The sequence below is a fragment of the Methanobrevibacter oralis genome (genome assembly GCF_001639275.1).
GTDB classification, from domain to species: domain Archaea; phylum Methanobacteriota; class Methanobacteria; order Methanobacteriales; family Methanobacteriaceae; genus Methanocatella; species Methanocatella oralis.
Map to the genome: position 1 here is coordinate 1 of NZ_LWMU01000073.1, position 13,288 is coordinate 13,288.

Genomic DNA, 13,288 nt, shown 5'->3' on the forward strand with positions numbered 1-13,288 from the left:
GGAAATACAATGCCCAAAGCACACAAAAAGAAATTCAGAACATTAGAAGGAATATTCAATCAAATAATGCACCAAAAAGATGGCTGGATCGAAAAACGAAAACAAGAGCTAACAAATTGACAGTCCCGCAATGCACAAAAACTAAAAGTATATTAATAACTTAAAATTAAAATTATAATATTATCATATCACTGATGGTAATTTAGTAAATTATTTTCACATATCTATGTTACTAGTATTTATGGGCTTTTTAATACTAGGTAGCTGATAGCATAGATTTTAATTTATACCCAGTATAATCGATTAGAGGTAATATAAATGCAAAGATCAAGAGGATTTAAAAGTAGATCAAGAAAAAAATTAACTAAAATACAAAGAGCAGGTAGGACAAATCCTATTACAAATAAACTCCAAAAATTCGAAATAAATGATTTAGTTCACATTACTATTAACCCAAGTATACAAAAAGGACAACCACATCCTAGATTCCACGGAAAAACTGGTAAAATTACTGATAAAAAAGGAAAAGCATATATTGTGGAATTAAATGATGGTAACAAAGCAAAAGAATTAATCATTAGACCTGATCACTTAAAATTACAAAACTGAGTTCTATGATTGGTAAAAATATAATCGAAACCGAGCCAATAACTGGCGCTGAAGTCAAAGAAGTTCTTGAAGAATATTCTGAAGATAATGAATTAAATTATGAACAAAATATTACTTTAAACTATCTTTCCAGATTCAAAAGATATTCCCTTGAAGATAGTGAAAAGCTTATTGAAGAACTTCAAGACAAAGTTAACATAAAACAAAAAGTTGCTGTTCGTATTGTTGATTTGATTCCAAAAGATTTATCTGATTTACGATTAATTTTTAATAAAGAAATTCACCAACCAACTACAGATGAAATGGAACAAATTCTTGAAATTTTAGAACAATATGAAGCTCAAGAATAGTTATAAACTATTCTACCTTATTCTTTTTTAAAAAAAATTAATTTAATTCTATAAGTTATTTATTTACTACTTTTTTAGTTATGTTTATTACACTTAAAAAATAAAACTATTAGCAAGTTTATATCTATTAAGTTATAATCAAAAAAAAACAATAGCGAAGTGATAACATGGATAATAAAAATAACAATGAAAAAATGATAACAGCAAAAAGAGAAGAAAATGCTGTTGTACTTGATTATCTAAGTCGAGGATATGTCACCTCAGACATGTCTAAATTTAATGGCAAAGCTATTGCTCAAGCTATTGGTACTGAAAGATTTACTTTACTCGAATTAGCTCCTAAAAAAGGAGTTGATTTAGAAATCCAAGACACAGTATATATTGGAAAGGGAAAAAGAGATAAAATTTATAGAGTTCTTGGAAAACTTGATTATGAAAACTTAACTGCAACAAGTAGAGTAGAACTTGAATATGCTATTAGAGATATTATTGAAAAAAATGAAGATCGCTATGTTGAATTTTTCAATACTGCCGGAGCACTCAGTACACGACTTCACAAATTAGAATTACTTCCAGGAATTGGTAAAAAATACATGTGGGAAATTATTGAAGCTAGAAAAGAAAAACCCTTTGAAAGTTTTGAAGATATTACTGAAAGAGTACCAACATTAACCGATCCTGTTGGAATGATTGTAAATAGAGTTCAACAAGAACTAGATACAAGTACTATTAAAAAAGGTAAAAAAAAATATTACATATTTACACAAATACCAAAAGCTAATAAAAATCAAAGAAAACCAAGAAAAAAGTGATAAATTGAATGATGGTAACTCTCAATCTTTATCTAAAACAACCAAAAATATTTTAAACCAACATGGTATAAAATTAAATAAAAATCTTGGTCAAAACTATCTGATTGATAAAAATAAAAGAGATCAAATTATTGATTTTGGAAATATTTGTAAAAGTGATGTCATATTAGAAGTTGGTAGTGGAATTGGTACTTTAACACTTGAATTATCTAAAAGAGCAAAAGAAGTAATAGCTATTGAACAAGACCCTAGTATATGTAATATATTGTCAAAACGACTTAGAGATAATAAAATTGATAATGTAAAGTTAATTAATGATGATGCATTAAATGTTGATTTTCCAAAATTTAATAAAATCATCTCTAATTTGCCTTATCAAATTTCATCGCCAATTACTTTTAAATTTTTAAATTATGATTTTGATTTAGCTATTTTAATGTATCAAAAAGAATTTGCTTTAAGAATGAATGGAAAAGTTGGAAGTAAAAACTATTCTAGGCTTTCTGCAATATTATATTTTAAATGTGAAATTGAAAAACTAACTGATGTTAGCTCAGAAAGTTTTATTCCAAAACCAAAAATTGATTCAAGTGTCATTAAATTAACACCAAAAGAAAAAATTATTAGTGATAAAGATTTTGAAACTTATTCTAAATTTACAAAAGCATTATTCCAACATAGAAATAAAAAAATTAGAAATGCTTTAATCGATTCACGCCACGAGTTTTCAAATCTTGATAAAAAAGAAATTAAAGAAAAAATTAATGCTATTGATTCTGAAGATTTAATTGATTATTTATCTAAACGAGTGATAACTTTAAAGCCAGAAGAAATTCTTGATTTAACAAGAAAATTAAATCCTATTAATTATTAGGTGTTCAAATGGACTTTATAATTAATACCCATGATAATGTTTATGTTCCTGCTGAAGATAGTTATTTATTAGCAGATAATTTGCAAATAAATGAAGGTCAAAGTGTTTTAGAAATTGGAACTGGAACTGGAATTGTTGCAATGTATGCTTCTAAATTAACTAATGACATAACCGTTACAGATATCAATTTTGATGCTTGTGAGCTAGCTAAAACAAATTTTAAATTGAATAAAATCAATAACATCGAAATACTCTTTGGAAACTTGTTTGAGCCCGTTGGAAATAGAAAGTTTGATGTAATTTTATTTAATACTCCATATCTACCGACTGAAGAAGGTGATATTATAGAAGACACCATAAATTATGCTTTTGACGGTGGATTAAATGGAAGAAAAATTATTGATTTATTTTTATACGAAGTGAAGAATCATTTAAATGATGGGGGAATTGTCCAGCTAATTCAATCTTCACTTTCAGATAATGAAAAAACATTAAATATTTTATATGAATTAGGATTCATTGCAGAAATTGTAAAAAAAGAGCATTTTTTCTTTGAAGATATAACATTAATAAATGGATATTTTATTAAATAAAGAATAAAGAGAATTTAAAATTCCCCATCAAAAACAAGTGTTGCAGGACCTTCCATAAATGCCCCTATTGCTTTTTCTTTTTCATAAATATTAAAGTTTAAGTCTCCTCCAGGTAAATGCAGTAAAATATTTTCATCGAAAAGTCCTAATTTATAACCTACAATAACAGTTGAAGTCGCTCCAGTTCCACAAGCTAATGTAACTCCAGCACCACGTTCCCAAGTTATCATTTTACCCTCATTTTTAGATATAGCTTCAACAAAGTGAACATTTATTTTTTCTGGAAAAAATTCATGAGTTTCAATAGCTGGACCATATTTATTAATATCAACTTCATCTACATCATCGACGAAAATAATTGCATGAGGGTTTCCAACACTAATAGCTGTTAAATCAAAAATACGATCAAGTACTTTTAATTTACCTCCTATAAACTCATCTAAATCAGAATTCATTGGAATTTCAGGAGTTTTAAAAGTGGATATGCCCATGTCAACTTTAAATAGCACAGGTTCATCATTTTCTAATGAAATTTCAATCGTTTTGATTCCTGCTTTAGTTTCAACAGTCATTTTTTCCTGTTTTAAAATATTTTTACGATATACAAAATCAGCAAAGCATCTTATGCCATTTCCACACATTTCAGCTTCACTTCCATCTGGATTAAACATTCTATATCCAATATCAGCTACTTCAGAGGATTCTACAAATAGAACTCCATCTCCACCTACACCAAAGTTTCTATGGCATAAAAATCTACAAACTTCAGCTTTATCACTTTCAGGTATGACTATCCCCTCACTTTCATCGATTATAGAAAAATCATTACCAATTCCATGCATTTTAGAAAATTTTAATCCTTTTAAATCCATCATATTATCACTTATTTTAAATGAGAAGGAATTATTTGTTTATCATATAAATCTTCAAATCTTTCTCTTTCGCGTACTAAATTAGCTTCGCCATCAGTTATTAACACTTCAGAAGCCAATGGTCTTGAATTGTAGTTTGAAGACATTGTAAAGCCATATGCCCCAGCATTTAAAATAGCTAAAACATCATTTTCCTCAACATCTGGCATTAATCTATCACGTGCAAATAAATCTCCTGATTCACAAACATTTCCAGCAATATCTACTTTTTGAGTAATAGGAGCATCCATTCTATTTGCAACTACAATATGGTGATAAGAATCATACATTGCAGGTCTTAAAAGAGTATGGAAACCTGCATCTACTCCTATGAATTTTCTATAACTTTCTTTTACACTATTTACACTTACCAAAAGTACACTTGCATCTCCTACTAAATATCTTCCAGGTTCAAGATACATAGTTGGTGTAGCCATGTCAAACTCTTCTAATTTTTCTTTAAATAGTGCAATGTTAATTTCTGCAAATTTATCTAAATCTAATAATTTTTCATCGGGAGTATATGGAATTCCAACACCTCCACCAAAATCAACAAATTCAAAATCAATTCCAGCTTCTTGATGAACCTTTCCTGCAATATCCATTGTGGATTCAATAGCTAATTTAAATGGTTCAGGATCTAATATTCCAGATCCAATATGAGAATGCATACCAACAGGAGTAAAACCTAATTTTTTAGCTAATGAATATACTTCAACAGCTTCTAAGCCCATTATTCCAAATTTGCTCATCACTCCTCCAGTAATACAATGGTCGTGATGTCCAGCACCAACCATTGGATTTACTCTAAATGAAATTTTTAAACCTTCAGGATCAACTATTTTAGCTAATCTTTTAAGTGCTGAAACAGAATCAATATTTAATACTGCACCTTCATCATGCACAAATTTCAATTCATCATTAGTTATATTATTACCTGTGAATAATATCCTATCCCCTGAAAAACCTAACATTTTTGAAATATGCACTTCTCCAGGTGAAACTGCATCAATACAACAACCTTCGCTTTCTAAAATTTTCATAACAGCAAGATTAGTATTAGCTTTACATGCATAAAATACTTTAAAATCTGGATAATATTTTGAAAAAGCATTATAAAATCTATTATAATTATCTCTTATCCTATTTTCATCAATTACATAAGTTGGAGTTCCAAACTCCTCCACAATATCGCATGCATCTGCTCCACCAATATCTAAGTGATTTTTATCATTAACTTTAATATTTAAATCCATATTTATGCTCCTAAAAGTTACATTATATTTTTAATTTTAATCGTGATTGTATTTATAATTAGTGAAGAAGCTACTCTCGGGACTGTCAATTTGTTAGGTCTTGATTTCGGTTTTCGATCCAACCATCTTTTCTTGACATTATATAAGCAAATAGGCCTTCTGGAGTTCTATAAATTTTTTTTGTGTTTATCTAGTGTATTTCCTAAATAATTTTCTAGTTTATTATTAGTTCTTTCTAGTTTTTCTTTAAATGGATTTTCTAAGAATTTTAGAAATTTTCTATATTCTGGGAAAAGGTTTTTATTTAAATATTTGGCTAAAGGTTTGGGAAATCCTTTTAGTTCATTTTTTAATAAGTCAATATAACGAATTGCTTTGTTGAAATTTTGTTGGTTAAATAATTCGTGAAATAATTCGAGATATTCTTTTATTTCTTGTTTTAAGTCTTCTTTTTTGTCTTTATTTATTTTTTTAATTTTGTAATCTGAGAGTTCAGGATGTTTTCTTTTTAATTCTTGCTTGTAATTTTTTATTGTTTTATTAATTTCAGATTGCATGGATTCTAAAATATTTTTATATAAATGAAATATGCAATGTTGGTGAGCAAATCCTAATTCATTTCATTATTTTCATCATATCCTTGTTTTGAATCATGTTACTATCTGCTTTACGGTATTTTAATGGAATGCTTTTGTTAATAAAATTTTTAACGATTCTATTTGATTCATTATATGATATTTGATATGCTACAGGCATGTTTTTTATTGTATCAAATATATCAAGCCTATACCACCATTTGCCCTTTAGCATAACCCATTGTGCGTCATAGCCAAAATATCCATGAGAGTTATGATTCCTCATCACACCAGTATAGTGAATCACTACAAAATATGTAATTTTTCTAATGGATTCATAAAGATGATTATTTAATGATATATAATTCCTTAAAATCATTTTTAAGATTTCTTAAGGATTTCCAACCATGTTGGAGTAATCTTTTTGCTTTATTTTTAATATTATTTGAAAAATTGCAGTATTTATTATAATATTTAGAGAATTCTGATTGACATTTTCTTTTACAATCATTGCATTCATATCTTTTAATTTTTACCTTAACAGCTAAACCAGATTCTAAGTACAAAATTCTCCAATTAAAATCTTTTTTAATAAACTTTTTTAGAACCACAATGTTTACAATAAGGATAACGTTCTTCGATTTCACCATTTTTATTAACAAAATAATTATAATCCAATATTGATTCAATAGGATAGAATTAATATGAATATAAACATTTTTCAACAAAGCTTTTTCCATCTAAAAATCCTTTTCGAATAGGATTTTTAAAATCACCGATAAATATATATTGCTCGCCATCCAATCTAAGATATGGAAGGCACTTAATTTCAGTTTTCATATATAATTATTTGTCTTCCAACCTATATAAACTTATATGTACCTTATTTCAATTATAACAAAAAATTAACATTTGAAATTTAATTTAAGTAACAATAAGTTATTTAAAGAATAAATAAAAGGAAAAAGGGGACTAAAAATATTTAATAAAATTCAAAAAAATAAAAATTTGAAATAAAAAACACAAATAGTATTTAAAACTTTCGTAAAAATCAAAAAGAAGACCAAATAGACAGAATTGAAAAATTAAACACTATTTATATACAAAAGACCTAACAAATTGACAGTCCCACATTATTTAATTTATTAAATTCTTCTATATTATCTTGGATATATCCGCTTTCAGATTCAAGATTGCCTAGTAAAATTGTTGAAATGACAATGTATTTATCTCCTTTATATTCAACAAGTTCTAAAAGACCTCCCATATTATTTTCATCATCTGCGAAAGCATAATAATTATCTTCATAGTATTCACATACATATTGATCATGATTTGTTAGGAAAAGTGCTTTTGAAACATCATCATATTCATAAACAATCATACCCTGACCCATATCATTAATATAAACATCACCATCATCAGTTTTCTCAAATGTATTCGGATACTTGAAATCATGCACATTTGCAGATGTTACAAAGCCCATTGTAAAAATTAATAAAATTAAGACAAATTCTATTTTGTTTAAAATTTTCATATATTTTCTCCTTAATTTAGATTCCATAATATCTATTTAAAAGATACGCATCATCTCTTTCTTTAATTTCTTTACAAGCATCAGTATATGTCGGTGGGAAATATTGTTGAATGCTTGAAGCATTTAAATTACCAGTTCTATTCATATTACTCAATGTTTTTAAATCATAGGGATTATCAGTTTGAGTCATAATCTTTGGAAAAGTATTTTCATCTGATTGATACGCGCATTGAACTGGTTTTACTCCTGGATGCACTTTAATATCTGAAACATCATACAATACCATATTTGCTGGAGATACTTCTTTTGATTTATCAACAGGATTATAACAGGTAATAATGTAATTTTTACCATCCACAGTACATTTCATTATACTGCCATACATATCTTCTTTTTTAATTCCTTTAGAATTTGTATCTTCTTTAATTTCTAATTTATAACCATTACTAAGATTATTTTTATAAGTCTCAACTCCTGATTCATTACTTTCCAAAGTATATTCGGCAGGAATTGTGATTTTCCTGTTTATTCATATCATCAATGAACATTACTGCACCAACAATTGCAATAACTGCAATTATTACAACTAATGCACCTATTATTATCTTTTGATTTTTTTCCATTTTCTCACCTTTAATTATCATTCATATAATTCATTAATAACATTCTTTTTTGCTGATTAACGTTATTAACTTTTGATAAGTTAAAATTAACCAATAATCCAAATTATAATACTAATAATAAATGTTAATAGTCCAAAAAAATGGACGGTATTATTAAAGAAATGATTATTGAACCTAATAAAATATCCAACTCCTTTTAAAATATTTTCTACATATACCATACTTAAACCATTTAAAAAGAAGGAAATGAATATTGCAATAGGCATACTTTTCTCATTAACTTCAAGAGAGATATTTGGATTGTTAAAGTTGTTTTGTGGATTTGATGTTAGTTTTACTTCCATTTCACACTTATCGCAAAATGTCGCAAAATTTAGTCATAAAAAACCACCTATTTAATACTCTTTTAATTTAGCACCACATTTATCACAGAATTTTGTATTTTTAATCTTTAACTCCGATCCCCATTTATCATAGTAGCTACATAAATTTTTAATTCTTGATTTGATATACTATGAATTTCTCCTTCTAATTTAAGCATATCTCTTTTTACAGTTTTTTAGTATTGAATTTCAATACATGTCTCTGGCAAACACATCTAACCACTTCTATTATTTTCATTCATCTACTTTCGTCCCACAGCTTGGACAGAACTTAGAATTATTATATATGCCTTCCCCACATTCACTACAAAATTTATCATAATTTTTTTCAGTTTTATTTGTCATAACTGATGTTTGAGTCGAAACTTTAGTGTGCTTGTGCTGAGAAGGAATTATTAATAAAAATGCACAGAATAAATTATAAATCGATAATATTATTTGGAGAGTTATAGCAGTTTGCATTCTAACATAAGCTCCCGCAACTCCAGTATAAAAATCACCTGGAATATCATTATAAGAACCACTTAATGAGAATATTATAATTAATAATAGTACTATAAAAATAATTCCCAGTATTTTACTGTTTTTCACAGTTTCACTTGGAATTATTAATAACATTGAAGGTATAATTAAGAATATGACATTTATAAGTCCAGAATATGGAGCTATTGCCCAAATTATAAATCCCAATATTATCCCCAGTATTCCAAAAATAGTTTTAGTTTCATAAGTAATTATTAATCCTAATTTATCTAAAGTTTCCATTAAATCACCTTATATTTGAGTAATAAATAATTATTTAATTTTTTTCTAAGTATATTAAATATGATTTTTTACTTTAATTATAAAGTTTCAAATCTTATATATATATATATATATATATCGATTTTGGGGACTATCAATTTGTTAGGTCTTGATTTTGGTTTTCGACCCAACCATTTTTTCTGACATTATATAAGCAAATAGGCCTTCTGGAGTTCTATAAATTCTTTTTGTGTTTTATCTAATGTATTTCCTAAATAATTTTCTAGTTTATTATTAGTTCTTTCTAGTTTTTCTTTAAAAGGATTTTCTAAGAATTTTAAAAATTTTATATATTCTGAGAAAAAGTTTTTATTTAAATATTTGACTAAAGGTTTGGGAAACCTTTTTAATTCGTTTTTAATAAGTCAATATAACAAATTGCTTTGTTGAAAATTTGTTGGTTATAATAATTCGTGAAATATTTCAAGATATTCTTTTATTTCTTGTTCTAAGTCTTTTTTTTGTCTTTTACTTAATTTTTTTAATTTTGTAATCAAAGAGGTCAGGATGATTTTTTTTTAATTCAATGTTAGTGAACAAATCCTAATTCATTCATTATTTCATCATAATCCTTGTTTTGAATCATGTTACTATTGCTTTTACGGTATTTTAATGGATATGTTTTTGTTAATAAAATTTTTAACGATTCTATTTGATTCATTATTTGATATTTGATTATGCTACAGGCATGTTTCTTATATGTATCAAATATATCAAGCCTATACCACCATTTGCCCTTTAGCATAACCCATTGTGCGTCATAGCCAAAATATCCTGAGAGTTATGATTCCTCATCACACCAGTATAGTGAATCACTACAAAATATGTATTTTCTAATGGGATTCATAAAGATGATTATTTAATGATATATAATTCCTTAAAATCATTTTTAAGATTTCTTAAGGATTTCCAACCATGTTGGAGTAATCTTTTTGCTTTATTTTTAATATTATTTGAAAAATTGCAGTATTTATTATAATATTTAGAGAATTCTGATTGACATTTTCTTTTACAATCATTGCATTCATATCTTTTAATTTTTACCTTAACAGCTAAACCAGATTCTAAGTACAAAATTCTCCGATTAAAATCTTTTTTAATAAACTTTTTTAGAACCACAATGTTTACAATAAGGATAACGTTCTTCGATTTCACCATTTTTATTAACAAAATAATTATAATCCAATATTGATTCAATAGGAAGAATTAATATGAATATAAACATTTTTTCAACAAGGCTTTTTTTCTATCTAAAAATCCTTTTCGAATAGGATTTTTAAAATCACCGATAAATATATATTGCTCGCCATCCAATCTAAGATATGGAAGGCACTTAATTTCAGTTTTCATATATAATTATTTGTCTTCCAACCTATATAAACTTATATGTACCTTATTTCAATTATAACAAAAAATTAACATTTAAAATTTAATTTAAGTAATAATAAATTATTTAAAGAATAATTAAAAGGAAAAATGGGGCTTAAGATATTTAATAAAATTCAAAAAATAAAAAATTTGAAATAAAAAACACAAATAGTATTTAAAACTTTCGTAAAAATCAAAAAGAAGACCAAATAGACAGAATTGAAAAATTAAACACTATTTATATACAAAAGACCTAACAATTGACAGTCCCCTACTCTCCGATGAATATATTAAAATAATTGAATAAACTGAATTATGAGGTAAAAAAAATGGAAAGTTTTTTTGGTCTTACAATGCGTGGAATAATTAAAAACGAAAATAATGAAATTTTAATTTTAAAAAGGCATCCCTCTTCAAAAACAGACCCTGAAAAATGGGAACTGCCTGGCGGAAAAGTAGATCCCGGAGAATCGTTTGATCATGCTATACTACGTGAAATTTCAGAAGAATGTAATTTAGATGTTGAAATAGAGGAATTTTTTGAAGCTGTTCAAGTAGATTATTCTCATAAAAAAACTGTTCAAATGGTTATGAAGCTTAATATAAATTCTGGTGAATTTAAATTAAGTGATGAACATGTTGATTGGATGTGGGCTGATTTAGATAGAATACATGACTTAGAACTTTCAAGTTCTTTTGAAAAAGTATTAGAAAAAAAGAATTGGAAACTTTAGAGTGTTTCATCTAAAGCTTTTATAAATTTATTGATTTCTTTTTTATTAATAATTAAAGGTGGAACAAACCTTAAAACATTGCCTGCAGTACAATTAATTAAAAATCCCTTCTCTCTTAATTCATCAACATATTTGGCACCAGATTCAGTAAGTTCAACACCAATCATTAAACCACGCCCCCTTACATCTTTAATAATATCATGATTTTCTTTTAATTTATTTAGTTCATTGATAAAATATTGTCCAACTTCATTAACATTGTCTAAAATATTTTCTTTGATGATTGTATTTAAAACCGCATCAGCTGCAGCACAAACTAATGGTCCACCACCAAAAGTAGTTCCATGATCTCCTGGTACAAATGCACTAGATATTTCCTCAGTTGCAAGGATTCCACCCATTGGAACTCCTCCACCAATTCCTTTAGCCATTGTCATTATATCTGGTTTAATCCCATAAAGTTCATGTGCAAATAAAGTTCCACATCTTCCAAAACCTGTTTGAACTTCATCTACAATTAACACAATACCATTATCCCTACAGAGTTTTTCAACTTCAACAAAATATTCTCTAGAAGCTATATTAACTCCACCTTCACCTTGTATAGGTTCTATTATAATAGCTGCTGTATTTTCATTTATTTCATTTTTTAAAGCTTCAATATCATCAAAAGGAACTTGTTTAAATCCAGTTGGTAAAATCGCCTTAAATGCTTCATGATATTCTTCATGGCCAGTAGCTGCTAATGCCATTATAGTTCTTCCATGAAAAGAATTTACAGCTGATATAACTTCACTTTTTCCTGTGTATTTAATAGCTAGTTTAATAGCACCCTCATTAGCTTCAGCACCACTATTTGCATAAAATATCCTATCAAATTCTGTTAAATCAATTAATTTTTTAGCATATATGAGAGCTGGTTCATTATAATAAATACTAGAAATATGAATTAACTTTTCTGCTTGGTCTTTAATAGCTTTAACTAATTTTGGATGATTATGTCCCAGTGTATTTACAGCTATTCCTGCAAACATGTCCAAATATTCATTTCCATCTTTATCCCAAACTTTTACTCCCTCTCCATGATCCAATACCACAGGTTGTCTTGTAAATGTATTAATAAAATAATTATCTTCAATACCAATGAGCTTTTTTGTATCCATAATAAAACATCCATAAAATACTTAATCAATAAGTAATTATAGTATTAATGTTATTTAAAATTTAAAGGTGAAAAAATGAAAGTCGCAATAATAGAAACTGACAAAGGAATAATCGAATTAGAATTGTTCCCAAATGAAGCACCTGGAACTGTAGCTAACTTTGAAAAATTAATAAAAGAAGGTTTTTATGATGGATTAACTTTTCACAGAGTAATACCTAATTTTGTAATTCAAGGAGGTTGTCCTGTAGGTAATGGTACAGGTGGCCCAGGTTACACTATCAAATGTGAAACTGAAGGAAACCCTCATAAACACGGTACTGGTGCATTATCTATGGCACATGCAGGAAAAAACACTGGTGGAAGTCAATTCTTTATCACTCACTCACCACAACCACACTTAGATGGAGTGCATACTGTATTTGGTCAAGTAATTAAAGGTCAAGATGTTGTTAATGCAATTGAACAAGGCGACCACATGAAAAAATTATATATTGAAGAAAGATAACTTTTTTTAATAATTATAAATAAGTAAAAGTTAGAAATTACTCTAACTTTTAACATTTGATTTATAGTTTTTCTCTAAAAATTTTTACCATATAGGTTTAGCCAATTTTCATAAAATGATTTGAAGCCAATAATTTCATAAAATTTATCTTTAAATAAGTTAATTAACTGATTTTCGGTTGTATAATAT

21 protein-coding genes are annotated in these 13,288 nt (G+C 27.0%); 7 read left to right on the forward strand and 14 right to left on the reverse strand.

Annotated elements, in window-relative coordinates; genetic code table 11:
• The first annotated feature begins 318 nt into the window (after positions 1–318).
• From MBORA_RS06310 to MBORA_RS06330, 5 genes are all read left to right on the forward strand, one after another.
• Positions 319–609, forward strand: a complete 291-nt coding sequence (locus MBORA_RS06310) for a 50S ribosomal protein L21e (RefSeq protein ID WP_042693672.1) — start codon at positions 319–321, stop codon at positions 607–609.
• Positions 610–614: 5 nt separating this feature from the next.
• Complete coding sequence (locus tag MBORA_RS06315; protein ID WP_042693674.1) at positions 615–959, forward strand: RNA polymerase Rpb4 family protein; 345 nt, start codon at positions 615–617, stop codon at positions 957–959.
• Positions 960–1,126: 167 nt separating this feature from the next.
• Positions 1,127–1,771 (forward strand): DUF655 domain-containing protein, encoded by a 645-nt coding sequence (locus MBORA_RS06320; RefSeq protein WP_063720399.1) that lies wholly within the window; start codon positions 1,127–1,129, stop codon positions 1,769–1,771.
• A gap of 4 nt (positions 1,772–1,775) precedes the next feature.
• Positions 1,776–2,645 (forward strand): 16S rRNA (adenine(1518)-N(6)/adenine(1519)-N(6))-dimethyltransferase RsmA, encoded by an 870-nt coding sequence (gene rsmA / locus MBORA_RS06325; protein WP_063720400.1) that lies wholly within the window; start codon positions 1,776–1,778, stop codon positions 2,643–2,645.
• Between the two features lie 8 nt (positions 2,646–2,653).
• Entirely contained in the window at positions 2,654–3,238 is a 585-nt protein-coding gene (locus tag MBORA_RS06330; RefSeq protein ID WP_042693676.1) for a HemK2/MTQ2 family protein methyltransferase, read from the forward strand.
• Between the two features lie 14 nt (positions 3,239–3,252).
• Here MBORA_RS06330 and dapF read toward each other — a convergent pair whose 3' ends face one another.
• The 13 genes from dapF to MBORA_RS11355 form a co-directional block, all read right to left on the reverse strand.
• The gene (gene dapF, locus MBORA_RS06335; protein ID WP_081738385.1) at positions 3,253–4,110 is read right to left on the reverse strand and encodes a diaminopimelate epimerase; all 858 of its coding nucleotides are present in this window, start codon (positions 4,108–4,110) and stop codon (positions 3,253–3,255) included.
• Between the two features lie 11 nt (positions 4,111–4,121).
• Positions 4,122–5,405 carry a diaminopimelate decarboxylase gene (lysA, locus tag MBORA_RS06340; protein ID WP_042693679.1) on the reverse strand — a complete coding sequence of 428 codons (1,284 nt, stop codon included), beginning with the start codon at positions 5,403–5,405 and terminating at the stop codon, positions 4,122–4,124.
• A gap of 167 nt (positions 5,406–5,572) precedes the next feature.
• The gene (locus MBORA_RS06345) at positions 5,573–5,962 is read right to left on the reverse strand and encodes a hypothetical protein (protein WP_063720401.1); all 390 of its coding nucleotides are present in this window, start codon (positions 5,960–5,962) and stop codon (positions 5,573–5,575) included.
• Between the two features lie 58 nt (positions 5,963–6,020).
• Entirely contained in the window at positions 6,021–6,266 is a 246-nt protein-coding gene (locus MBORA_RS06350; protein ID WP_156482699.1) for a hypothetical protein, read from the reverse strand.
• Positions 6,267–6,327: 61 nt separating this feature from the next.
• Positions 6,328–6,546, reverse strand: coding sequence for a hypothetical protein (locus MBORA_RS06355; protein ID WP_063720404.1), 219 nt, complete (start codon positions 6,544–6,546; stop codon positions 6,328–6,330).
• 545 nt (positions 6,547–7,091) lie between these two features.
• A complete protein-coding gene (locus MBORA_RS06360) occupies positions 7,092–7,517 on the reverse strand; it encodes a hypothetical protein (protein ID WP_042693684.1) in 426 nt (141 codons plus the stop codon).
• Between the two features lie 16 nt (positions 7,518–7,533).
• Entirely contained in the window at positions 7,534–8,010 is a 477-nt protein-coding gene (locus MBORA_RS06365) for a hypothetical protein (RefSeq protein WP_042693685.1), read from the reverse strand.
• Positions 8,000–8,140 (reverse strand): hypothetical protein, encoded by a 141-nt coding sequence (locus MBORA_RS10605; RefSeq protein WP_156482700.1) that lies wholly within the window; start codon positions 8,138–8,140, stop codon positions 8,000–8,002. The genes MBORA_RS06365 and MBORA_RS10605 overlap by 11 nt, the downstream gene beginning before the upstream one ends.
• Before the next feature lie 86 nt (positions 8,141–8,226).
• Positions 8,227–8,484: a hypothetical protein gene (locus MBORA_RS06370; protein ID WP_042693687.1), complete on the reverse strand. Its 258-nt coding sequence runs from the start codon at positions 8,482–8,484 to the stop codon at positions 8,227–8,229.
• A 273-nt stretch (positions 8,485–8,757) separates the two neighbouring features.
• Positions 8,758–9,288, reverse strand: a complete 531-nt coding sequence (locus MBORA_RS06375) for a zinc ribbon domain-containing protein (protein ID WP_042693688.1) — start codon at positions 9,286–9,288, stop codon at positions 8,758–8,760.
• A gap of 568 nt (positions 9,289–9,856) precedes the next feature.
• A complete protein-coding gene (locus MBORA_RS11350; RefSeq protein WP_269801123.1) occupies positions 9,857–9,988 on the reverse strand; it encodes a hypothetical protein in 132 nt (43 codons plus the stop codon).
• A 194-nt stretch (positions 9,989–10,182) separates the two neighbouring features.
• Positions 10,183–10,401: a hypothetical protein gene (locus MBORA_RS06385; RefSeq protein WP_063720404.1), complete on the reverse strand. Its 219-nt coding sequence runs from the start codon at positions 10,399–10,401 to the stop codon at positions 10,183–10,185.
• Between the two features lie 22 nt (positions 10,402–10,423).
• A complete protein-coding gene (locus MBORA_RS11355) occupies positions 10,424–10,552 on the reverse strand; it encodes a hypothetical protein (RefSeq protein WP_269801124.1) in 129 nt (42 codons plus the stop codon).
• A 472-nt stretch (positions 10,553–11,024) separates the two neighbouring features.
• On the opposite strand from MBORA_RS11355, the gene MBORA_RS06390 reads away from it, so the two are divergent.
• The gene (locus MBORA_RS06390; protein WP_042693692.1) at positions 11,025–11,429 is read left to right on the forward strand and encodes an NUDIX domain-containing protein; all 405 of its coding nucleotides are present in this window, start codon (positions 11,025–11,027) and stop codon (positions 11,427–11,429) included.
• Here MBORA_RS06390 and MBORA_RS06395 read toward each other — a convergent pair.
• Positions 11,426–12,592: an aspartate aminotransferase family protein gene (locus tag MBORA_RS06395; protein WP_063720405.1), complete on the reverse strand. Its 1,167-nt coding sequence runs from the start codon at positions 12,590–12,592 to the stop codon at positions 11,426–11,428. The genes MBORA_RS06390 and MBORA_RS06395 overlap by 4 nt on opposite strands.
• A gap of 75 nt (positions 12,593–12,667) precedes the next feature.
• Here MBORA_RS06395 and MBORA_RS06400 point away from each other — a divergent pair, with 75 nt between their 5' ends.
• Positions 12,668–13,099, forward strand: a complete 432-nt coding sequence (locus tag MBORA_RS06400; RefSeq protein WP_042693698.1) for a peptidylprolyl isomerase — start codon at positions 12,668–12,670, stop codon at positions 13,097–13,099.
• Positions 13,100–13,288 lie beyond the last annotated feature (189 nt).

Coding starts and splice junctions, on each gene's coding strand:
- MBORA_RS06390 (WP_042693692.1), top strand. CDS start 11,025: ATGGAAAGTTTTTTTGGTCTTACAATGCGTGGAATAATTAAAAACGAA.
- MBORA_RS06330 (WP_042693676.1), top strand. CDS start 2,654: ATGGACTTTATAATTAATACCCATGATAATGTTTATGTTCCTGCTGAA.
- MBORA_RS06375 (WP_042693688.1), bottom strand. CDS start 9,288: ATGGAAACTTTAGATAAATTAGGATTAATAATTACTTATGAAACTAAA.
- MBORA_RS11355 (WP_269801124.1), bottom strand. CDS start 10,552: ATGTTTATATTCATATTAATTCTTCCTATTGAATCAATATTGGATTAT.
- MBORA_RS10605 (WP_156482700.1), bottom strand. CDS start 8,140: ATGGAAAAAAATCAAAAGATAATAATAGGTGCATTAGTTGTAATAATT.
- MBORA_RS06370 (WP_042693687.1), bottom strand. CDS start 8,484: ATGGAAGTAAAACTAACATCAAATCCACAAAACAACTTTAACAATCCA.
- MBORA_RS06315 (WP_042693674.1), top strand. CDS start 615: ATGATTGGTAAAAATATAATCGAAACCGAGCCAATAACTGGCGCTGAA.
- MBORA_RS06395 (WP_063720405.1), bottom strand. CDS start 12,592: ATGGATACAAAAAAGCTCATTGGTATTGAAGATAATTATTTTATTAAT.
- dapF (WP_081738385.1), bottom strand. CDS start 4,110: ATGGATTTAAAAGGATTAAAATTTTCTAAAATGCATGGAATTGGTAAT.
- MBORA_RS06320 (WP_063720399.1), top strand. CDS start 1,127: ATGGATAATAAAAATAACAATGAAAAAATGATAACAGCAAAAAGAGAA.
- MBORA_RS06310 (WP_042693672.1), top strand. CDS start 319: ATGCAAAGATCAAGAGGATTTAAAAGTAGATCAAGAAAAAAATTAACT.
- MBORA_RS11350 (WP_269801123.1), bottom strand. CDS start 9,988: ATGAATCAAATAGAATCGTTAAAAATTTTATTAACAAAAACATATCCA.
- MBORA_RS06360 (WP_042693684.1), bottom strand. CDS start 7,517: ATGAAAATTTTAAACAAAATAGAATTTGTCTTAATTTTATTAATTTTT.
- MBORA_RS06345 (WP_063720401.1), bottom strand. CDS start 5,962: ATGCAATCTGAAATTAATAAAACAATAAAAAATTACAAGCAAGAATTA.
- MBORA_RS06400 (WP_042693698.1), top strand. CDS start 12,668: ATGAAAGTCGCAATAATAGAAACTGACAAAGGAATAATCGAATTAGAA.
- MBORA_RS06350 (WP_156482699.1), bottom strand. CDS start 6,266: ATGAGGAATCATAACTCTCATGGATATTTTGGCTATGACGCACAATGG.
- lysA (WP_042693679.1), bottom strand. CDS start 5,405: ATGGATTTAAATATTAAAGTTAATGATAAAAATCACTTAGATATTGGT.